The organism is Nesterenkonia sedimenti (assembly GCF_012641515.1).
In the GTDB taxonomy this organism is placed as follows: Bacteria; Actinomycetota; Actinomycetes; order Actinomycetales; family Micrococcaceae; genus Nesterenkonia; species Nesterenkonia sedimenti.
The window spans coordinates 1-1,744 of record NZ_JABAHY010000036.1 but is presented as its reverse complement, the minus strand read 5'-3'; the positions used below and the strand labels follow the sequence as shown (position 1 = coordinate 1,744).

The 1,744-nt window shown below is 59.1% G+C and carries 2 protein-coding genes and 1 pseudogene; 2 read left to right on the top strand and 1 reads right to left on the bottom strand.

The window, feature by feature from the left end; translation table 11 throughout:
• Positions 1 to 111: 111 nt before the first annotated feature.
• Positions 112 to 672 (bottom strand): TetR/AcrR family transcriptional regulator, encoded by a 561-nt coding sequence (locus HGQ17_RS14805; protein ID WP_168888723.1) that lies wholly within the window; start codon positions 670 to 672, stop codon positions 112 to 114.
• Positions 673 to 756: 84 nt separating this feature from the next.
• Here HGQ17_RS14805 and HGQ17_RS14800 point away from each other — a divergent pair, with 84 nt between their 5' ends.
• Together HGQ17_RS14800 and HGQ17_RS15940 are read left to right on the top strand one after the other, a co-directional pair.
• A complete protein-coding gene (locus HGQ17_RS14800; RefSeq protein ID WP_168888722.1) occupies positions 757 to 1,167 on the top strand; it encodes a hypothetical protein in 411 nt (136 codons plus the stop codon).
• A gap of 124 nt (positions 1,168 to 1,291) precedes the next feature.
• A pseudogene (locus HGQ17_RS15940) lies at positions 1,292 to 1,645 on the top strand (nuclear transport factor 2 family protein); the annotation flags it as partial.
• Between the last annotated feature and the right edge of the window lie 99 nt (positions 1,646 to 1,744).

Sequence of the window (1,744 nt, the reverse complement as noted above, 5' to 3'; positions counted from 1 at the left end):
CCAACCTCTGGGCACTCTGTAGACGCCACCATCGGCTCAAATCCCACGGCTACCTCCCACCACCGGACTCAGCCAGATCCGGTGAGCAGCGCCGAACCGCTGCTTGATCATTTAGGAGAGCGGAAGCATTGCGGCTCCGGCCTGCAGCGCCTCTGCATAGGCCGCCGCACGCTCTTGCTCAGTTCCGGGCCTGAGCCCCGCCAGCTCCAATGAGACTAAGCCGTGCACATATGCCCACACGCGTTCGGCATGAACCCTCGCCTGCTCACTCTCACAGTCCATGGCGCGGGCCACTGCATGGGTGAGTGTCTGGAACGTGGAGTTCTCCGGATCATATGGCGCCGCGCTGAACATCACCCTGTAGAAATTCGAATTCTCTAAAGCATTCTGCCGGTAAGCGAGACCAAGGGCCAGGAGATCTGCGAGCGCGTCATCGCTCCGCTCCACCTTCTCCAATCGAGCAGCAAACCTGCCGAAACCCTCCTGCACTACCGCATCAATCAACCCATCTCGATTACCGAAGAGTGAGTACACAGCCGCAGTGGTCGTGCCGGCCTGCGAAGCCACCGACCGCAGTGACAGACCCTCTACTCCCCTAGCTGCAATGGACTCCGAGGCAGCTTCAAGAAGTTTCAACTGGACGGTGTCGTCATGCGTTCTGGGGCGGGCCATGCGCTACATCGTACTCTTGCCACGGTTTTCTAACAGTGTTATAAATAACAGTGTTAGAAAACTCTCTTGCTCATAGGAGCTGCCATGTTTGAGTTGGCTGATTCCGCCCGTATTACCGCAGGCGCAGTTCTGCTCTCAGCCACCACGGTCGCCAGCGGCGGCTGGTTCCTCACCCGCGTTGTAGGTGGCAAAGTTGAGACCACCGAATTCCAGAAATCCTTCTACCGCGCCGGACATGCCCACGCCGGGGTGTTGATCATTCTGGGCCTCATCTGCCTCCTGCTCACAGAACAGACATCCTGGACCGGCTGGGCCGAATGGTTGTCCAGGGTAGGCGTATTGATGGCAGCAATCCTCATGCCCGCCGGATTCTTCCTCTCAGCCCTTGGGGCAGGACGAACCCAACCCAACGGATGGATCAGTCTCCTCTGGGTCGGGGCAGCCTTCCTGATCGCGGGGCTTGTCACCTGCGGCCTCGGCCTCATCATTGGTTAGCGACCCGATGTACCGCAGGCACATTCGCTCTCGCATTCGAACGATCTTCGCAGCCCTCAACCGTGGGGACACCAGCCCTATGCTCAACAGCCTCGCTGCAGAATTTTAGTATGTCTTTCACGGCGAGCACGCTCTCGGCAGCCGGCGGGCAACAATCTCCTCTGTTGCCGCATGGTGGGAGCGAGTCTTCGCACTCCTGCCTGGGCACCACTTCGAGATTCAGCAGATCCTGGTCAATGGCCCACCCTGGAACACCCAGGTAGCACTTCATGGACGGGTTACCGGCGCTCTCCCCGGAGGCCGCCCATATGAGAACGTCTTGTTCCAGCGCATGCGGATTCGGTGGGGCAAAGTCACGGCCATCGAATCCTTGGAGGACCTACAACTCCTGGAGTCTGCCCTGGAACATATGTGCTCTTCAGGTGTCAGCCTTGCTGGAGCTGCCCCCATCAGAGATGCCCCCCTAACCATTCGCTGAACGTCTCAGTCCCCAGCTGAGCTCCCTCATTGGGCAGTAGCGTCCTTTAATGTGGTGTACGGCTCCCCGGTGAGCGCGTCATTTATTACAGAGTGACGG